Raw genomic sequence first — 19,203 nt, 5'->3', positions numbered from 1 at the left:
GTAGGTGGTATTCTTGGTAATCCGCCAAAGATTCTTCGTTCAACAGACATGGGAATGACGTGGACGAAAATTAGTAATCCGGCAAATTCAAGTCTATTAAAAACAATCTATAAATCCGGAATTTTTTACACTGTCGGACACTGCGGAAGCATATTGAAATCCATTGATAACGGTATCACTTGGATAAAAATCGACAATTCAATAACGGTCAATGATCTTTTTGCAATTGATTTTCCTCAAAATGGAAACATCGGTTACGCATCAGGAAAACTTGGTACTGTGTTGAAAAGCACAAATTCAGGTTCAACTTGGACTCTTCAAACAACGCCAGTTAACAGTATTTTATTTGGGATATCATTTTTTGACGGCACTTACGGTATTGCAGTCGGAGGGGAGCCTTCTGATCCTTCAGGTTATATAATCTACACAACAAATGCAGGCCAAAATTGGTGTTTGGCCAACGTAAATTTAAACACTGTGATGTATGACGTAGAATATGTTAGCTTCAACAATGCGGTGGCAGTCGGAAGTAATGGCACTATTATGAAATCCACTGATCATGGATATAATTGGAAGAAAGTAAATTTAGATAATCCGATTTCGAATCATTTGAGAAGAATTTGTTTTGTTGACAATAACAATGGTTTTATTTGTGGAACTGACGGCATCTTTCTTAAGACAGAAGACGGCGGAGATAGTTGGAGTCAAATTCAAACCGGTTTAAGTATTTTACACGTAATGGATTTTTGCACTCCCTCCGTTGGTGTTGTCGGTAATGTAGACGAAGATATTTACAAAACCACTAATGGCGGAAAAACATGGCAGTTAATTCTCGAAAAGGAAGAAATATATAACCTGAAGCAAGTTGCCATGCCAAATCAAAATGTGATAATTGTTGAATACATTTATGGCGCTCAGGGTTATGTACCGCCAAGCCTAACGCACAAATTTTATTGCTCATATGACGGCGGTGCTTCATGGGTTGATTATGATTGCCCTGTCAATTGGCCGCTTGATTTCTTTTATAACCCTGTAAATAACACAATGATTACTTGTGGGTATTTCGGAGAGATAAGATATAAAAATGACTTTCTAAATACAGATTATATTTCAACATCCGATACTTATGAATCTCTAACTTCTCAAATTCCAAATACTGGAGATGACATTAGGTTGATTTACAATTCTATGTCGGAAAAGTACATTATTAATGTATTCAATAGTTCTAACAAACATTATTCGTACAATATTTTTGACCTTTCAGGAAGAATTATCACCAATGCAAACGGGTCAATAACGTCAGACAATCAATCAATACAACTGAATACAGAAAATCTTTCCTCAGGTTCCTTTTTCCTTGTTTTCAATGTGGGTAATCACTCAATTAATAGAAAATTCACTATAGTAAGATAGTCTAAATGAATTCATAAATTGATATAGCAGGGCTATCAAGGGATTAATACTATTATAAAGTTATTGAATAAAGTTACTTATTGTACGGTGATTTCAAATCCTTTCCCTGATAATTATCAGGGAAAGGATTATTAATATTTTATTTCCAGCGCATTTGTACCAACGGTTTATTTTGTAACCAAAATAATACCGATATTTTTAATTTTTGATTAAAAAATCTTATTCGCGTTCATTCGTGTAACGATATTTTGAATTTACAATTCAAAAATCGGGTTCGCGGTTAATTCTTTTTTTTTTAGCGATATTTTGAATCTTCGATTCAAAAATTGGATCCAGTTTTTTTTGTATTACGGTTTATTTTGTACCCAAAATAATACCGAAAATACTGATGATATTTTGAATTTATAATTCAAAAATCGGATTCGCGGTTATAGTTCTAATTCTTAACTTCGTGTAGCTTTCTTATTTGCTATAGGCAAAAAAGAAAGCCTTCGTGGTAAATTGTTTTATTTCTTTGAATAAACTAAGTAAAAGAAAATACAGAAAAGAGACATCAACCACGAAGGTCATTAATCCGGCGGGACTATTAAGCACTGAGTCCATGTTTTATGGTCCGGGTTTTCCAGCGCCTGTAAGGTGTAATTGTCTTATATATTTTAATTTGATTTTCCGAATATCTTGCTTTTAAAAATTTTTAGTATAATATATCGAAGTGAAATTCAAAGACATTCTGAATAAGAATTTTGTAATACTCGATTTGGAAGTAGAATCGCGAGAGGAATTATTCCGTTATTTTGCAAAATTTATATTCTCAAAAAATATAATCAAAGATAAAGAAAAATTCTTCGACGAGTTGACTGACCGTGAGAAAAAAGGTTCCACGGCAATCGGAAAAGGAATTGCATTGCCGCACGCCAGATTGTCCGGTCTCAAAAGAAGTTACATAGTCATAGCAAGGTTAAAAAAAGGTATTTCATTTAACGGCATAGACGAGAAACTCGTAAAACTTGTCGTACTGATCATATCACCTGAGGATAAACCCGAGGAATACCTGGAAAATCTCTCGGGAATCGCCAGTGTCCTGCACCGTGAAGAGACAATTAACAATCTTATGAAAGCGAAAGATCCGGCTTCCGTCATTTCAACAATTATCAGCCGTCCAAAAGAACATTTTTTAAAAAAAAACCTGAAACTTATCTATTTTATAGGGACAATTATAGCTATTTTTGTATTATTCGGCCTGTTAATGCCGATAATTAAAATTCCTATAAGTGACAGAGCTTTTGCAAGCGGAGACTTTAAGTTCAATGAGTCCGTTTGGGTCACAAAACAGATATGGGCGTCGGGGATATTTTTTTCCACGGTCATTGGAACGCTTCTTTTTTGGCATTACAGGGTTGCGATTGCCGCTTTCGGATTGAGCTTTCTTCTGCTGAGCGGCACAATGGATTTGGCTACGACAGTGGAGTTTATGAGTATTCCGACAATCCTTTTTATAATATCAATGATGATAGTAGTGGCGTGGCTCGACCATTTAGGGATTTTTAAGTTTTTTGTTTCTTTTATAATAAAAAAAGTTGGGTTTTATCCGAGAAAAATATTTTTAATTCTTATGCTTTTGTCTGTAATTTTGGGAGGTTTAACCGGTGAAGTCACCGGCATACTGGTTGTAGTCACAATAGCCTTGTCATTGACGAGCAAAATGAATTTGCCGCCTTTTCCATTTGTAATAAGTCTCATTTTCGCAACAAATATAGGCTCGGCACTGACTTTAGTTGGAAATCCAATAGGAATATACATAGCTTTTTCAGGAGGGCTGTCATTTGAAGATTTCTTAAGATGGGCGACTCCATTGTCAATTATTGCTACAGTTGTCATATCCCTGTTTCTGCTTTTATTGTTCAGGAAATCCATACCGGCTCGCGCAAAATCGTCTTCAGCGGATACGAATCAGAATGGGGATAAAAGCATAAACCCGTGGGACAGTGTCGAAAATAAAAAGAAAATGAAAATAGGAGGACTGCTTTTTATACTTTTGATATTGCTAATAGGTTTTTCCAAAAGAATTGATACAATATTGAACCTTCTTCCAAATACAACGCTTGTAGCTGTGCCTCTGGCTTTTGCCGGAGTCATTGTCTTTATTGAAGGAAAACGCGGGAAAATGTTAATAACCGAAGGCGTAGATTGGTGGACAATACTGTTTTTTATGTTTCTTTTTGCTAAAGCCGCCTGCCTCGAATACACGGGCGTTACGACAAAACTTGCCTATCAAATCGCCGCTGTTTCCCAAAACATTCAAATAGGTAACATTCTAAATCCGCAGAATGCCGTCACTGCGACAGCGCTTGTCATAATTACTATATCTACCGCGCTGGCTTCGGGTTTTGTTGACAATCTTCCCATAATCGCGGCTCTTGTTCCTGTCGTTAAAGGTTTGAAAATAATCGGTCTTTCACATACCGGAATACTGTGGTGGGGACTGCTGTTTGGAGGCTGTTTGGGCGGTAACCTTACAATGATTGGCTCCAGCGCGAACATGGTCGCTTTATCAGTTTATGAAAAATTCGAAGGCAAGATTATCAATTTCAGTACCTGGCTTAAGTATGGTTTACCTGTTGTTTTGTTTTCACTTATACTGATTTTGTTTTTGCTGATTCTGCAAATTGGAGCGTCTCCCTGATGTATTTGAAATTGATTGCCATAATCTTTGAAAAAATACTTTCGCAGAAAACAATAAATTCTCTCGTCGAATTTGCAAAATTAAATTGTGCGGAAACTTACGTTTTTTCGGTGATTGAAAAAAGAATTATAGACAATATAATTCAGCAAAACGGCAGAAAAAGAGAGGCCATTCAGGAGGAGCAAGTAGGAAAAAGGTGGTTTGAAGCTTACGAAATTGAAGAAATTTTTAAATCAAAAGGGTTGTTTATCAATCTGAGTGTTGCCGAAATCGAAACCGATGATGATTTAGCGGGGATAATTAATAAGACCAAAGGCGATCTTTTGATTTTATGCGAACCTGATGAAACAGAAATTAAAAATATTATAAAGCTTTTTCCCAGCCTGGATATGCCGGTTTTATTATTTCACTGAGAATGTCATTTTACACTGGTTGGAAAACGTAAAAATTTTGGGAACCGATTTTCAATCAGAAGATTGAAATGAGTCTGCGGACAAAGGATCAGACTCGTCCAAGGTTATGTTTATGGATATACATTGGCCTGAATAGACAAGATCCCATATTACGCTAGTCCACAGTTCGTAAGCGCATTCCTTTAGATGCAGTCCCTCGACAGTCAATTCTCTTTTAATTTTTCCGGTGGAATCTGCAAAAATTCCGTGAAGGTCTATGTAATACACGGATTTTTCAGAGTCGAGGCTGTCGACTATTTCTTTCAAAAGACCGTTTAACGAGTCTATTGCCGGATTAAGACGCGAGTAAACACCTCCTGTAGGGAGGATACTGTGCACGAACAACGTGACATCGGGAAGAGAGTCGTAAATCGTTTTTACTAAAAGTCTGTACCCGTCAGCTATTTCGGCAACTGATTTGTACCTGTCGCCTATGTCGTTTATTCCTATCATCATGAAAATTTTGGAAGGTTTCAATTTGAAACAGGATTCCCTCAAGCGCTTTAAAATTCCGCCTTCACGGCCGATACCTATTCTGTCGCCGGTAATTCCCCTGTTGTAGACCGCCACACCGGGAAAATATCTGTTTACCTGGTAAGCCTCGATAATGGAGTTTCCTAAAAAAACTATTCCACCCTGAGAAACAGAGTCGTTCTCGCTTCTGAAGCGGATTATCCTCTGCCAGAAAAGATTTTTCTGGTTTTGATTGACGAACACGTTGCCTGAATCGTCCGATATGTCTGAAATCGAAGCTCTTAAAAATACGAGAATGAAGATCAGGCTAATCTTCAAAAGTGAAATCACTCCTGATTTTCTCTATAATTCTGTCGGCGACCAGCTGACCGCCGGCTCTCGTCATGTGAATGCCGTCTTTTTCGTCTCTGGCCTGAACCTGTCTGTTGTTGGCTGTGACATAAGTCGTATAGTTCCCGGAGGCATCGCCGAGGATGGGTACGGTCGAAAAATAATGAGCCCCGGGATTGGCGGCGCAGACTTCCTGAAAAACGACGTTGAGAGACTGCATCCTGGAGTTGTATCCGGAGCTCCGCATAGGCGGCATGCCTATCCAGTAAACTTTTGAGCAGTGCAAAGTCAAAAGAGCGATGAAAGAGGTCACTCTCTGTCTGTAAACTTCGAACCATTCGTCTGTTCCGTACGTGTAAATCTTTCCGTCCATTTCGAAATTTTGCGCGTCGTTGGTGCCCATCATTACTATTACGACGTCGTAGTTCTCTGTCGAAAAAATCTGCCTTATCTGAGCGGGCCAGTTGTAAAAATCCGGTCTTGTCATTCCCGAGGAAACCTTGAAATATCTCTTTTGCGTCATGTCGCCGCTTTCGTCTATGGCTCTTATGAGCATCGTTCCGAGTCCGTCACCCATCATGGAATCGCCAATCAGAAGTATCGAAATGGGGGAAGAAGAGGAATAGACGACGACGAGGGTATTATCCTGAGGAACATTGTTACCCGAGTTGTATTGAATATCAGTAAAGTCCGGGTTTTCAGCGGCGATGAAACCGGCTTCCCTCTGTTTGCCCATGGAAAAGAGAAAAGAGTTTTTGAGCGTCCTTCTGGGCAGATCGAGCCCGATTGCCGAAGTCCCGAAAGCGAGAGGTTCAGTCAGTGTGACGAAAAAAGTCCTCGCCGGTCCTACGCTGAGTTTTTTTGCCCAGTTATAAAGACCTGTCGAGTCAAAAAGAATAATGAAAATCAGGCAGACAAAAAGTATTTTTGTTACCGTTGAAATATCGTAATTTTTTTCGCTTTTAAATTTTTCCATGAAGTCCATGCGTTCCCCCTAAAACCTGAAGTATATGAACGGAGCGACCCCTTCGGGGCCGAAAGCGCTGACCATAAGAAGAACCACGCCTAAAATTATACCCTGCACTACAACCGGCAGTCTATTGAAATTGGAGCGTATCCATTTGCCCGGAGCCGGAGGTGTGAAATGCATAGCTATCCCTATGAAGACGAGCAGGAAGACAAAAGGAGTTATGTTTGTCACCGGTGACGAGATGTTTCCGAAAGACCGCAGATATTCAAAGGCGAGAGAGAATGAACGCGATCTGAAAAATATCCAGCTCAGACATACGAAGTGAAAGACGAAAACAGTAGAAAGGACCTGCCACAATACTTTTCTTTTTTTATCGCCGAATTTGTCTATAAAAAATCTTTCCACTCCGAGACCAAAACCGTGGAGGGCTCCCCATAATACAAAATTCCAGGCCGCTCCGTGCCAAAGACCTCCGAGCAGCATCGTTATCGCGAGGTTGACATATGTCCTGAATTTCCCTTTTTTTGAACCGCCGAGAGGTATGTATAAATAATCCCTGAGCCAAGTCGAAAGTGATATGTGCCATCTTCTCCAGAAATCTCTTATAGATTGAGCCTTGTACGGATAATTAAAATTGTCCTGGAAGTAGTAACCGAGCAACGCGGCAATCCCTATTGCTATTTCACTGTAAGCGCTGAAATCGCAGTATATCTGTACGGCGTAGCCATAAACGGCAAACAAAGCGTCGAGAGAGGAAAATGCGGCCGGATTTTCAAAAACGGGATCTACAATTTCGGTTGCCAGGTAGTTCGCAATTATTACTTTTTTAAACAAGCCGGCTGAAATGAGGACAAAGGCTCTCGCGGCCGGTATTTTTTTCGGATCGGGTTTGAGAGAAAGCTGGGGTATGAAATCTTTCGCCCGGACTATGGGACCCGCAACGAGCTGGGGGAAGAAGGACACGAACAGCAAAACGTCCACGATGGATTTGGAAGCCGGTATTTCCTTTCTGTATACGTCTATGACGTAACTCATGGCCTGAAAAGTGAAAAAAGAGATTCCGACGGGCAGAATTATGTTGAGAACCGACATGCTTGAACCCATACCGGCGAACGAAAGGAAGTTGTTCAGGGACGAGACGAAAAATCCGTAGTATTTGAAAAAGCCGAGTATAGTCAGGTTCCACACTACGGCTACGGCAATAATTGCTTTCCTGTGGTGTCCGTTTTTCGAATCCGACATAGCCAGACCGAACATGTAATTTCCAAAAGAACAAAGGAACAGAAGAAAAGTGAAACGCCAGTCCCACCATCCGTAAAAAATGTAACTTGCTACCAGAAGGACTATTTTCCGCGGCAGGATTTTGTCTTTGAGAAGCCAGCTGGCGGCAAAAACGATGAAGAAAAATATTCCGAATTCGACAGTCGGAAACAGCATCAGTCTTCTCCTTGAAAGAAAAATGTCAAACAGTTTTCAATTTCACCGCCCAGAATGCTTATGTGGTCACCGTCGGGGGTTTCACATTTGAGACTGGAAGCGGGGAGTTTTGATTCCAGAATCCGGCACAGCTCCTCGTGAAAGTCTACATCGCACACAATGTCTCTGGTACCGGACGACACGTAAATTTTTTCGTTTGAAAATACAAGAGAGCCGTTTCTTGAGGAAGCGAGAATATCGAAATCACCCGATCTCATCCGGCTCATAAGCTGTTCGTCGAGGCGTAACACGCCGCGATGAAATTCAAAAAGTTCCGGCTCTTTTATGCCGGTGAAATTAACACACATCTGATGAGACAGTCTTGTGAAGAAATGTTGAATCCCCCAATTCTCTCTTTCACTCCAGACTCCTTCTTTCTCGACGTATTTCAGCCATTCAGGCAAAACTTCGACTGTAACTATGCCCGAAACGGATCCGACAAAAGGGAAGATTTCCGGGTGTCTGGCGCCTATTCGGAGAGCTCCGAATCCGCCGAGGGAGTGACCTATCAGGCAAAAATTGCCTGTTCCGGCGCCGAGGTTTTCCAGAGCCCATTTGCTTATTGTTTCCGGGAGAAAATTGCAGATAAAATCTTCCCAGTTTCCAGAGACATCGGAGTTGATGTAAAAGCAGGCGTGCGGACCGGAGGACGGATCAACAATCACTGACATGAAAGGATTTTCAGAGGAAGCTTTTTCGACAATTTTCTCAATTCCTAGAAAGTCGAAATACCACTCCGGATTTCCGTCATATCCGGGCAGAAAGATCACGACGGGAAGCTCTTCACTGAAATGTTTGGGGTAAATTACGGAGATTCTGACGCTGTCGATGCCGTATTCGCTGAGCGGAGGGTTCAAGGTCAGCTCAGCCGGTGAGGTTTGGCTGAAAAAAACGCTGGTCATCAGTATTGCTGAAGTGAAAGTCAAACTAAATTCTTTCAGTTGTGAAAGAACATTTCCCTCAGGAAAGACAAAACCAGACTGTTTATGTTTATGACTACGTGATGTTTCATCTTTAAGTATTCCATGAATCCCATGAATGTTTTTTCCAATTTCTCATTTCTCGTTTCATTTTTAATTCTGACCTGAATGCTGTCAAACGGCTGGTAGGCAGGGGGAATAATCTCGGTTACCTTTACGAATGCCCATCCGTCAATTGTCTTGAACAAATCGGACACGTCTCCCTTGTTCATATCCTGCATTACAGGCTGTAAGGTTCCGTAAAGATCTCTCGCTCTGTAACCTGCCGCTCCTCCTTCTTTGGCCGTCGTGTGAGTGGAATGAAGACGAGCCAGCGAATCAAAAGAAAAACCTCTCACGACAAGGTTTTTTATCGAATCTGAAAAGGAACTGTCGCCCGATAAAAATATGGAATATCCGAGTCTTTCGGGAAGCAGATAATTTTCCTTGTTTCTTTCGTAAAATGCCCGCATTTCTTCCATGTCGACGAAAACAGTATCTTCAATCCTTTTTTTCAGGAGATTGTACAGAAATTCATTCTGAAGAAGCTCGATTTCAGAAGCTATGAGAGGATCGTTTCTCAGGTTCTCTAGATGAGGCATTGTAAAGGCGTCTTCGAGAATCAGCTGTCTTTCTATTTCAAAACGCAAATTGACCGTGTCGCCGAGTCTCGGAAAAAGTCCTCTTCTTCGGAATCTGAGCATCATTTCACCCGCGGACATTTCATCGTCGAGGTATCGGCATACTGTTCTCAAGGAGTCTTCCCTGGAGATCTGAGGGAACATGGGAAACGGGATCGTGTCGAATTTTGCGCTGTCCGCCATGACAAATAAATCCATGGTCGAAGAGACGTAAACTGGTTTTGCGATTTCGATTGCTTCGAGAATGCTTTTTATCTTGTAGTCGGTTTGTGACAGAGAAGTTACGAACACTAGCCAATCGGCGTTCATAGTGTCAGGCAGAATGGGGTCTTTTTCCTTTGTCTGAAGTCTGACAGGAACAACGTAAAAAGTCGGAAAGCGAATGACGGGGCCAACCGAAAAATCTTCGAGGGAAAACAAGGCGTCTCTGAGCGGATACATGACGTTTTCCCAGGACACTTCGGCGATGCCTGAAATTCTCGGGTCGGCGTATTCGAAAAAAAGCGATTCGGTTTTTGCTGTAAAAAGGCTGTCGCCGAGTTCAGTGTAACCGGACAATTCAGTCCGGACTTTTTCGGCCAGAAGGGAGTCTTTCGTGCATATAAAGGCGCCTCTGACGGAGAAAGCGCTCATTTTATGAACGCTGTCGAGATATTCCGGAACAGGCGTAAAATCGAATCTGCCGTATTTACTATAGGCGTGTTTGTAAAGCGTTTCCCTTGCTATAGCTTCAAGAGACAAAGATTCTTCCAGAGCCAATCCGTTTTCGTAAGCCTCGAGGGAATAATATTTGAGGAGGAAAAATCCGCTGAAATTCGTCGAGTCGATGAAGTTTCTGTATGTTATGATGTCAGAAAAAGAAATAGTCGTGTCATTGTCCGATGAAAAGAAAAAATCACCCGACGATCCTGAAATAACGGCGGAAGCAAAAAGTGAGAAAATTATTGCGGAAAATATAGATTTCATTGTATATCCCTCCGTGACAAAGATTCAGCCAACACCAACTGTTTTGGAATTTTTTAACGACGATTATATAAGACAAATAAAAGATTTTCAATAACAATGTTTTACGGATTTTATAAACCCTTGATTCAAGTTAAAATTTTGAGAAGTTTGCAATTGACAAAGAAAAAAAATGCTGTTATAGTCGAAAAAAAATCAAATCAATCTTTATCTTTAAGAAGGGGAGAGGTTTTTTGTTTTATTTCAACTCAAGTAAACAAGGAGGATGGGATAGAGTATGTCAGTCGGTGTTAAAGTCAGAGAAAACGAATCGTTTGAATCGGCACTCAAAAGATTTAAGAGAATCTGCGAACAAGAGAGAATTTTAAGCGACTTCAAGAAAAACGAAAGATACGAGAAACCGAGCGAGGAAAGAAAGAAAAAAAGTCTCTCGAACAGGCGCAGAGTCATAAGAAAATAAGCCTTTCGGCTTGAAGTGAAAATTTATACGGATGGATAAAGAATCTTGCAGGATTCTCGATTACTTTTCTATCCTTGAAAAAATCTCGAATGAATGTTCGAGCCCTTTCAGTGCGGAAAAATTAAAAAAGACAATGCCGGTCGCGGATAAAGTTATTGTCCGCGATCTGCTCTGCCTGACGGCGGAGTGGAGAAAAATTTCCAGTGATTTGAATCTCACGTTCGACAGACTTGCTCCTGTCGACAGCATATTTGATTCCGCGTTCGAAAAAGCGAGAGGGATTTCTCCTCTCGAACTGTATTCGCTCGGTCAACTGACCGTTATGGCCTCAGAAACAAAAAAAGCTCTCGCTCCGCATGATTTTAAATATCCGTTGACCTTTCGGATGATTTCTCAGATGGACTGTCAAAGCGATCTGGGAAAAAATATAAATAAAGCCGTCGACAAAGACGGATCGATAAAAGATACGGCGAGCCATGAGTTGGCGAGAATCAGAAAGCAAATTGCTTCTCAATCCAAATTGCTTTCAAAACGTGCAAAAGATGTATGCGAAAAATACAAAGACTCCCTTCAGGAAAACTTCATTACTCAGCGCTCAGAAAGATATGTTTTGGCTGTAAAGACTGAAAAGCAAAGATCTCTCGGCGGTCTCGTTCACGACGTCTCGGAGAGCGGTGCGACTGTATTCATGGAACCCTTCGAACTGGTTGAAGAAAACAACAGGCTTCAGACGCTTATCAGGGACGAGCAATGGGAAATAAAAAGGATACTCAGGGCTTTGACTGAAGAGGTCCTTGACGCAAGAGAAGATCTTATAAACATTTTCGACATCTCATGCCGCCTCGATTCGGCGCTGGCAAAAGCGAGGTTTTCTGAAAAGCTTGAAGGAGTACAACCGGTTGAAGGCCCGTTCAAGCTTGCCGGCGCCAGACACCCTCTTCTTTGTATATTGAAAGGCAGAGAAGCGGCTGTCCCGTTGGACATGGAACTTCCGCCCGGCAAGAAAGCAGTCCTGATAAGCGGGCCTAACGCGGGAGGAAAGACCATAGCACTGAAAACGGTCGGTATAACCGTGCTTCTTTCTTACATAGGAATCCACCCGCCTGTTTCGGATGAGACCTCTATTCCTTTCGATTTAGAAGTGATATGCGACGGGGGAGACAGGCAGTCAATAGAAGAGGACATCTCGACTTTCACAGCGAGGCTTAAAAGATGGAACATGATATGGGGCGTATCAAACGGCAAGACGCTTGTTTTAATTGATGAGATCGGCAGTTCAACCGATCCGGGAAAAGGCGCGGCGCTGGCCGCGGCTTTCATAGAAGCTCTGGTCGGGAATGGAAGCACGGTTGTCGCTACGACGAATATTGTTCAGCTTAAGGCCGCGGTGGAAGACATGGAGAAAATAGTTAATGCTTCAATGGATATAGACACTCCGAGTTTTGAGCCGACCTACAAGCTGACCATGGGGCTTCCCGGTTCGTCCTACACCTTCGAAATCGCAAGAAAATACGGTTTTCCGGAAGAGATAACCGAAAGAGCTCTGTCTCTGATGCCTCAGGAGCAATTATCGTACGAAATTACAGTCGAACAGTTGAAAAAAACACTCGAGAAAAGCCTCAGGAACGAAAAAGAAACGGAAATGGAACTCAAGGCGCAAAAAGAGAAATCCGAACAATTGAAAATGCTTGAAGAATCGCTTGAGCGGGAGAAAGATGACTTCGAAAGGAAGGCAGAAACGGAAAAAGCCGAAATTATTTCTCAAACCCGAAAAAAAGCCGAAGAAATAATCAAACTTTTGAGAGAGACCAATGCTTCAAAAACCAGCATAGAAGAATACAGGAAAGCTTTTGTCGAAAAAGGGAGCAAAAAAAAGAAAGAAAAAAAATCCGATCGGGATTTTGCCCCTGGAGATAAAGTGTTTATAAAATCACTCAAATCAGCCGGAGAAATAATAAAAAAGGAAAAAGACAGATATGTCGTAAAAACAAACAAAGTGAAAATAGTCTGTCTGCCAGAGGATTTGACTTATTCTGAAACAGAAGGCGAGTTGAAGTCAAAAGAGAGGATAGTTCTTGCAAGAGACAGAGATTTCAAGACGAGTACCGATCTCAGGGGACTGGATTCCGACACGGCTCTGGAACAATTGGAAATATTTATAGACGACGCGGTTTTTGCCGATCATCCTTTCGTCACTGTAATTCACGGAGTGGGCACCGGCAAGCTTAAAAAAAGGATAAAGGAATACCTGGACGCCAACAAGATCAGACATAGAGCGGGACAGCCAAATGAAGGCGGAGACGGAGTCACCGTTCTGTTTTTCAGGTGAAGCGAGTGGAAGCGAAAAGCAACACGAAAATAGATGAAGTCCTTGAAAAAACACAGATAGTCGAGCTTATATCTGAATTCGTCAAGCTCGTTCCTTCGGGCAAGGATTTCAAAGGCCTTTGCCCTTTTCATACGGAGAAAACCCCTTCGTTCACTGTTTCTCCTCAGAAAAATCTCTATTATTGTTTCGGCTGCGGTGCCGGAGGAAACGCTTTTAACTTTCTCATGCAGATAGAAAATATTGATTTTTCCGAAGCCCTGAAGAAATTAGCGAAAAGGGCTGGAGTGTCTCTTTCTGGAGAAAACAAGACGGGAAAAGATCTCTATGACGCCATGGAATTTGCGTGCGTTTTTTACCAAAATTGTCTCAAAAGCACCGCTGGCGCGGAAGTCAGAAATTATCTTGCAAAAAGAGGCCTCGATGAAGAGATCATTTCACGCTTCCGATTAGGTTATTCAAAAGGCGGACTTGCAGCCGAGGCGAAAAAAACGGGATTTTCCGTCGATTTTCTTGAAAAAGCAGGACTTTTGACGAAAAATAATTACGGTTCTTATTACGAGACTTTTAATGACAGACTTATGTTCCCTATTTTTGACTCCGGAGGAAAAGTACTGGCTTTCGGAGGAAGACACTTGAACGGTAAAGGTCCAAAATATCTGAATTCACGTCAAATGGAGATTTATGATAAAAGTTCGGTGCTTTACGCATTGAACCTGGCAAAAAAGTCGGTCATAAAAAAACCCGGTTTTATTCTTGTCGAAGGATACATGGACGTGATCTCTTTATTCAGAGCGGGATTTGAAAACGCGGTTGCATCCTGCGGCACTTCCCTGACTGTTGATCAGGCAAGATTGCTCAAAAAATACTCCGATGCCGTTTCGGTTTTTTACGACTCCGATGAATCCGGACAGAAAGCGGCCGTAAGGGCGATAGAGATACTTTTGAGCACAGGCCTTGACGTGGAAGTCATCAAAACCGATGAGCACAAAGATCCTGACGATCTTGTCAGGAATTCGAAAAATCCCTCAGAGGACATGGAACGAGGCAAAATATCGTGGCTCGATTTTTTCCAAAATCATTATTTTCCTTCTTCTCCCCCTGAAAAATCGAAGCTCGCTCTCAGGATAATCGAAGTCTTGAATCTTATACCCGACAAGATACTGCGAGAAGAATGGAAGAGGAAAGCCTCGACTTCTCTTGGAGTTCCGGATATTGACGATTACTGTTCAAAGAGTCCTAAAATGGATACTTTCGAGACGGTTCACAGAGGACCCTCCAAAAAAGAGCATCTTCTTCTCTTGATTTTATCAATATCCAGGAGGAAAGATGCGCCTGGAAATGTTGCGAAAACCAGGATAAATGATTATCTTAATAGTAAAATGTTAAATAGTCTGAATTTGAGAACTTTAGCCGAAGAAGTGGAAAAAAGCGGCGAGAATTTGCCTTTGAGAAAGGAGTATTTCAGGCTTCAGTTTTGCGAGGAGGATGAAGCCGCGGAAAGTCTCGAAAACCTTCAAAAGAATGTTGAAAATCTGATTCTTAAAGAAAACCGGGACAGTTTGATCAGGGAGATAAGGATTGCTCAGCAGAAGGGCGAGGAAACAAAAGACCTGGCTCTTCAGCTTCAGAAACTGATAAGGGAGGGCAGAAAGTAATGACCGCTGTGAAAGTCAAAAAAAAGGGGCAAGCTCCCTCAAAAGCCAAAAAGAAAAAGATAGACAGAGACAAGAACCTTCAGGCAGTTCTGGGAAAAATCGAAAAAAAAGCCAGATCTCAGCGTAACGTAATTTCGTATGAGGAAATAAACGGCCTCATACCAGACAGCCTGACTGCTGAAGACGTTTTCGAAGACATCTGTTCCCACTTGAAAAAAAACGACATAGTAATAAGGAACGAACAGCTCGAAAACCTGAAAAAACAAAAAGTTCTCAAAATCCACAACATAAAAGCCTTCGACGATCCCACAAAGCTATACATGCAGGAACTTAAAAACACCAAGCTTCTTACAAGACAGGACGAAATTGTCGTCGCCAAAGAAAAGGAACAGGCTGAAATTGAGATCGCCGATTTTGTTTTTTCCTGCATGACGGGAGTCGAACACTTTCTGAAAATCAAAGAAGACATAGAAAAATCAAAAAGTCAGAACGTCGGTGATTTTTTGAAGCTTTTCTTTTATCCCGAAGACGAAAAAGACCTGCTTTTCCCCATGAGATACGTTGTCTGGAAGAAAAAGCAGTTTCTCGTCGGAAAGATAAACGGCATAGAAAAGAAATACAGAAATCTTAAAAAAAAATCTACGAGGACTGAAAAAGAAAAAATCCTGACGGACATATCCAGATCTATTATGAACCTTGTCAATCCTCCCGTTAAACAGGATATAGATTCGTGGGATTTTTACGACAGACTGCACATTAAAATCGTCGAAAAATGCGTCGACGCACTGAAAAAACATTTTGACGGCTATTGCAGTCTGAGATGTCAACATGAAAAAAGGTGGAAAAGCGTCAGATCTCTGGTAAAACCTCAAATGGATTATCTGCCCGAAGAACACGATAAAATTGTCAAAGCCGTAAAATCAATTAACTCGTCTTCAATATCAACTGCCAGGAAAAAGAATGAAAACATAGACAAAGACATTGAAAAACTTTTCGAATTCGCCAGAGAGCAGAAAAAAATGGAAGACGAAGCGATGGCGACGTATTTGAAAACAAAAGAAACCCTGCAGAAGATATCCGACGCAAACAGCAGAGTTAACGAAGCAAAAAAGAAAATGATAGAAGCCAATGTCAGACTGGTCATTTCCATAGCCCGTAAATCAAGTCATCAGGGACTCGATTTCCTCGACCTGATTCAGGAAGGCAACGTAGGTTTGATGAGAGCAGTGGATAAATTTGACTGGAGAAAGGGTTACAAGTTCAGCACATATGCCACATGGTGGATAAGGCAAGCCATAAGCAGGGCTCTGGCAGATCAGGGAAGAACTGTCAGAGTGCCTGTCCATATGATAGAAGTGATGCACAAGGTGCTGAAAGAGATTTCGGTTTACAAACAGAAAACCGGTCAGGAACCGACTCCCGAAGAAATAGCCGAAAAACTTGACATACCTATTGAAAAAATCTATGCTGTCTTCAATGTCGGGCAGGACACGGTTTCGCTTGACAGACCCATAGGCGACAGCGATGACGCATTTTTCGGGGATTTCATCGAGGACATTAAGGAAGCTTCACCTCTGCAGGTGGCTGCAAACGCAATGCTCGACGAAAGACTGAGAGGGGTGTTGAATACTCTCACGGAGAGGGAAAAGAAGGTCCTCGTATACAGGTTCGGTATCGAAGACGGATGTCCGAAAACGCTCGAGGAAGTAGGGATGATTTTTGGGGTCACCAGAGAGAGAATACGACAAATAGAAACTAAAGCGCTGAAAAAACTCAGGCTGAAAGCGCGTTCGAGACAGCTGGAGCAATTCAGGGAAATGTCGGAGTAAAATGAGCAGAATAAATTTAAATTACAAAAGTGTTAAAGGGTCCAAAACTTCGCGGAATGAAGACGTTTTTACCTGGGTTTCGGTTGAAAACCAGAACGACTTGGAAAGAAAAGGCGCTCTTTTTATTGTAGTGGACGGCTTTGGAGGAAGAAGTGACGCTCCCGTCTCTTCTGAATACGTCGCAAGGGAAATTATTGAAAAATTTTACACTGACGAAACAAGCAGAACGACTAAAGAACGGCTTGTTCAGACTCTGAAGGAAATAAACGGCAAGTTTTACAGGGATTGGAAGGAAAGAAACGACAGAAAAGGAGTCGGCGCTTCTGTGTCTATTCTTGTCGTCAAAAGTCATTCGGTTTCTGTCGCCAATATCGGCGATTCCAAAGTTTATCTTTTGAGAGACAGAACGCTGAAAATGGTGTCCAAAGATTTCAGCTGGTCAGCCGAACAGGATAAAGGACAGGGCAAAGACCGGACCATGAGAAATATTCTGACAGGCTCTGTCGGCTCAAGGCCTGTCATCGAACCGGAGGTTTTTTCTGTCAACATAAAACAGGGAGACCTGTTTTTAATGACCTCGGACGGAGTGACGGATTTCATTGACGACGGAGAGATAAGGGAAGCTTGTCTGTACAGATATTCCGAAGAGCTCCCCGGAGTGATCATTTCTACCGCCGTCAAAGGAGGGTCTGACGACGACGCTACAGCGGCGGTGATAAAATTCAGCGAGGTCCCTGTCCAGCATTCAGACGTCCCGGAAAGAAGGTTGACTTTAACCTTAAACAGTGAAGACGAACTGGAACCGATCCAAACCGACGATGAAACAACCGAAGCCCATCCGGATGAGTATGCTGCAGACGAAACGGGAAAAAAACCTCGTACGGAAAAAGAAAACAGAAAGAAGACGAAAAAGGAGAGAAGTTTCAATATAAAGATTCTTTACGCACTCATACCGTTTGTTCTTCTCATTCTGGCAGTCATATTCAATCCTTTCAATTTCCTTCAGAGAAAAAAACCTGTGACGAACGGCACGGTGAATCAGGGGGACAATTCACAAAACATTGTAAATTCATCCGCCTCGAGCGATTCGTTTTACAGGATTGATATTGTAAATGTGTCAAAGATAGCAGGAACGGCGACGAAAGCGCAGATACTGATTTCAAACGGCATCGATTCAATTTTCGACAGTTTGGCTCCCGGTGTGAGTTATGCAATATTGAACGGCTACGGCACCGACACTTTTATAAGCTCGCTGAATCTCTTTTCAGTGCCTGAAAATTCGGTTAATTCCATGAAAATTCTGGATCTGTTTGAAGCCATTTTTCCTGATTCACTGGCGCCGACTGTAAGGACTTTGCACCTTGTTATCGAGACTGGGGATGATCTAGTAAACACCGGGAATTTCCTGCCCGACACTTCGGCGCTGGAAGACTTTGACATAGATACATTGAATGTCTGCATCATAACGAGATATCCTGACGACACACTCGCGACAAGGCTTTTCAGGTCGTTGGATAAAGCGATGATAAACAGAACACCGATAAGAATCGTGGCGGTAATTGAATCCCCCGACACAGCTCAGAAAAACCAGACGAGAATACTCTCTTCCGAGAAAAACCTGAGAATAGCCAGATCTCTCGCTCACTCCATGGGGCTCAGAGATGATTTTTATGTATGGAACGACTCGACGAGCAGATTCATATTTTTACTTAACAAAAACCTGGCGGCTTTCATTCAATGAAAGCCATTTTGCAGATGCAGTCAAAAACATTGTTGTTTCAGCTGTACACGTTGTATTTTAAAGATATTGACACGGAACTGAAATTCTGTTAATTAGAAAGCGTTGTTATCTTGTGATAACATTGTTTAAAGGTAGAAAGGAGGTTTGTTAAATGAAGAAGCGTTTAACGGCTGTCTTTATGGGCACAGCTCTTCTGTCATTGCTGGCGGTAGGCTGCGGACCTAAGGGCGCGTCCCAGGAAACGCTCGCGAGACTGAGACAGGTTCAATCGGAATGTGAAAGTCTCAGATCAGAGCGCACAAGGCTTGAAAACCGCAAACAGAGTTTAATGCAGCAGAAAGCCGACCTACAGGCTGAAATAGAAAGGCTCGAGCAGAGGCTGCAGGAACTCAAAGCTGAACGCGGATTGTAAGGGGAGGAAAAGATGAGATATACAAAATTGATTCTAGCTCTCTTTATTGGCTTATTCGCAGTATCAGCAATGTTTGCCGAAGAGACGCTAACAGAAGAACAGGCTTTGAACAAGATCAAAGAGTACGAACAGTGCATAACTGATAATCGTCCCATTGTGAATGAGCTCAAAGTCGAAGTTGATCAGCTTCAAGCTGAAGTCGATCAGCTGCTTGCAAGAAAAAGTGAATTGAACAGGCAGATCGCCGAACTCACGAGAACACCGGACTATGTAACTTACATAGTAAAAGAAGGCGATTGCCTTTGGTACATCGCGAAGAGGCAGTATCAGCCCAGGGGAGAAAGATGGTATCTCTGGAAGATGATTTATGACGACAACAGAACAGTCATAGGTCCCAATCCGGATCTCATCCTTCC

The 19,203-nt window shown here is 42.0% G+C and carries 15 protein-coding genes; 10 read left to right on the top strand and 5 right to left on the bottom strand.

Annotation, left to right across the window (positions count from 1 at the left end; genetic code table 11):
* The 3 genes from JXL83_03755 to JXL83_03745 form a co-directional block, all read left to right on the top strand.
* Positions 1-1,413, top strand: a 1,413-nt coding sequence (locus JXL83_03755) for a T9SS type A sorting domain-containing protein (protein ID MBN2363226.1), incomplete at its 5' end; no start/stop codon positions are given.
* 712 nt (positions 1,414-2,125) lie between these two features.
* Positions 2,126-4,096: a PTS sugar transporter subunit IIA gene (locus tag JXL83_03750; protein ID MBN2363225.1), complete on the top strand. Its 1,971-nt coding sequence runs from the start codon at positions 2,126-2,128 to the stop codon at positions 4,094-4,096.
* On the top strand, positions 4,096-4,509 hold the full coding sequence (locus tag JXL83_03745; protein MBN2363224.1) for a hypothetical protein: 414 nt from the start codon (positions 4,096-4,098) through the stop codon (positions 4,507-4,509). Before JXL83_03750 ends, JXL83_03745 begins: the two co-directional genes overlap by 1 nt.
* 51 nt (positions 4,510-4,560) lie before the next feature.
* On the opposite strand, the gene JXL83_03740 is transcribed toward JXL83_03745, so the two are convergent.
* From JXL83_03740 to JXL83_03720, 5 genes are read right to left on the bottom strand one after another with little or no spacing between them, the layout of a single operon-like run.
* Entirely contained in the window at positions 4,561-5,340 is a 780-nt protein-coding gene (locus JXL83_03740; GenBank protein MBN2363223.1) for a hypothetical protein, read from the bottom strand.
* The gene (locus JXL83_03735; GenBank protein ID MBN2363222.1) at positions 5,330-6,337 is read right to left on the bottom strand and encodes a DUF459 domain-containing protein; all 1,008 of its coding nucleotides are present in this window, start codon (positions 6,335-6,337) and stop codon (positions 5,330-5,332) included. Before JXL83_03735 ends, JXL83_03740 begins: the two co-directional genes overlap by 11 nt.
* A 9-nt stretch (positions 6,338-6,346) precedes the next feature.
* The gene (locus JXL83_03730; protein MBN2363221.1) at positions 6,347-7,759 is read right to left on the bottom strand and encodes an MBOAT family protein; all 1,413 of its coding nucleotides are present in this window, start codon (positions 7,757-7,759) and stop codon (positions 6,347-6,349) included.
* A complete protein-coding gene (locus JXL83_03725; protein ID MBN2363220.1) occupies positions 7,759-8,724 on the bottom strand; it encodes a hypothetical protein in 966 nt (321 codons plus the stop codon). The genes JXL83_03730 and JXL83_03725 overlap by 1 nt, the downstream gene beginning before the upstream one ends.
* 11 nt (positions 8,725-8,735) lie before the next feature.
* On the bottom strand, positions 8,736-10,364 hold the full coding sequence (locus tag JXL83_03720) for a peptidyl-prolyl cis-trans isomerase (GenBank protein ID MBN2363219.1): 1,629 nt from the start codon (positions 10,362-10,364) through the stop codon (positions 8,736-8,738).
* 274 nt (positions 10,365-10,638) lie between these two features.
* On the opposite strand from JXL83_03720, the gene rpsU reads away from it, so the two are divergent.
* The 7 genes from rpsU to JXL83_03685 all read left to right on the top strand — a co-directional run.
* Positions 10,639-10,821, top strand: coding sequence for a 30S ribosomal protein S21 (gene rpsU, locus JXL83_03715; GenBank protein ID MBN2363218.1), 183 nt, complete (start codon positions 10,639-10,641; stop codon positions 10,819-10,821).
* Positions 10,822-10,852: 31 nt separating this feature from the next.
* Entirely contained in the window at positions 10,853-13,150 is a 2,298-nt protein-coding gene (locus tag JXL83_03710) for a Smr/MutS family protein (protein ID MBN2363217.1), read from the top strand.
* 5 nt (positions 13,151-13,155) lie between these two features.
* Positions 13,156-14,805, top strand: coding sequence for a DNA primase (gene dnaG / locus JXL83_03705; protein MBN2363216.1), 1,650 nt, complete (start codon positions 13,156-13,158; stop codon positions 14,803-14,805).
* Positions 14,805-16,634 (top strand): sigma-70 family RNA polymerase sigma factor, encoded by a 1,830-nt coding sequence (locus JXL83_03700; GenBank protein MBN2363215.1) that lies wholly within the window; start codon positions 14,805-14,807, stop codon positions 16,632-16,634. Before dnaG ends, JXL83_03700 begins: the two co-directional genes overlap by 1 nt.
* Before the next feature lies 1 nt (position 16,635).
* Positions 16,636-18,375 (top strand): serine/threonine-protein phosphatase, encoded by a 1,740-nt coding sequence (locus JXL83_03695; GenBank protein ID MBN2363214.1) that lies wholly within the window; start codon positions 16,636-16,638, stop codon positions 18,373-18,375.
* A gap of 151 nt (positions 18,376-18,526) precedes the next feature.
* Complete coding sequence (locus JXL83_03690) at positions 18,527-18,787, top strand: hypothetical protein (protein MBN2363213.1); 261 nt, start codon at positions 18,527-18,529, stop codon at positions 18,785-18,787.
* Between the two features lie 12 nt (positions 18,788-18,799).
* Positions 18,800-19,203 (top strand): hypothetical protein (locus tag JXL83_03685; GenBank protein ID MBN2363212.1); only part of this gene is annotated, 404 nt, incomplete at its 3' end.

This window comes from candidate division WOR-3 bacterium, from assembly GCA_016934535.1.
Classification (GTDB): domain Bacteria; phylum SDB-A; class SDB-A; order SDB-A; family SDB-A; genus JAFGIG01.
The sequence above is the reverse complement of the archived record's forward strand: the minus strand, read 5'-3'. Positions and strand labels throughout refer to the sequence as shown.

What these genes read in the sequence shown, in the direction of transcription:
- JXL83_03745 (MBN2363224.1), top strand. Translation starts at nt 4,096, where the DNA reads ATGTATTTGAAATTGATTGCCATAATCTTTGAAAAAATACTTTCGCAG.
- JXL83_03735 (MBN2363222.1), bottom strand. Translation starts at nt 6,337, where the DNA reads ATGGACTTCATGGAAAAATTTAAAAGCGAAAAAAATTACGATATTTCA.
- JXL83_03730 (MBN2363221.1), bottom strand. Translation starts at nt 7,759, where the DNA reads ATGCTGTTTCCGACTGTCGAATTCGGAATATTTTTCTTCATCGTTTTT.
- JXL83_03720 (MBN2363219.1), bottom strand. Translation starts at nt 10,364, where the DNA reads ATGAAATCTATATTTTCCGCAATAATTTTCTCACTTTTTGCTTCCGCC.
- rpsU (MBN2363218.1), top strand. Translation starts at nt 10,639, where the DNA reads ATGTCAGTCGGTGTTAAAGTCAGAGAAAACGAATCGTTTGAATCGGCA.
- JXL83_03710 (MBN2363217.1), top strand. Translation starts at nt 10,853, where the DNA reads ATGGATAAAGAATCTTGCAGGATTCTCGATTACTTTTCTATCCTTGAA.
- JXL83_03700 (MBN2363215.1), top strand. Translation starts at nt 14,805, where the DNA reads ATGACCGCTGTGAAAGTCAAAAAAAAGGGGCAAGCTCCCTCAAAAGCC.
- JXL83_03695 (MBN2363214.1), top strand. Translation starts at nt 16,636, where the DNA reads ATGAGCAGAATAAATTTAAATTACAAAAGTGTTAAAGGGTCCAAAACT.
- JXL83_03690 (MBN2363213.1), top strand. Translation starts at nt 18,527, where the DNA reads ATGAAGAAGCGTTTAACGGCTGTCTTTATGGGCACAGCTCTTCTGTCA.